The organism is Mycobacterium sp. IDUB_19, assembly GCF_055419445.1.
On record NZ_JBVAXR010000228.1, the window covers coordinates 1 to 267 of the forward strand.

The 267-nt window shown below is 71.9% G+C and carries 1 pseudogene; it reads left to right on the top strand.

Annotation, left to right across the window (positions count from 1 at the left end):
• A pseudogene (locus ACZY0B_RS28070) lies at positions 1-267 on the top strand (cobalamin biosynthesis bifunctional protein CbiET); the annotation flags it as partial.

The following is a 267-nucleotide window of genomic DNA, read 5'->3' on the forward strand; positions in this document are numbered from 1 at the left end:
ACGGCACCGCCCGCGACTGGGCCGACGGCGCGCCCCGAGACATCGACGACCTCAACGTGATCGCTGTGCGCTACCTGCCCGACGAACGCGTCTCGCCCCTGCCCGACGACGCGTTCACCCACGACGGCCAAATCACTAAACAGGGGATCCGCGCGGTGACGCTCGCTGCCCTGGCGCCGCGCCCCGGCGAGCGGTTATGGGACGTCGGCGCGGGTTCGGGCAGCATCAGCGTCGAGTGGTGCCTCAGCGGACGGGGTTGCGCAGCGG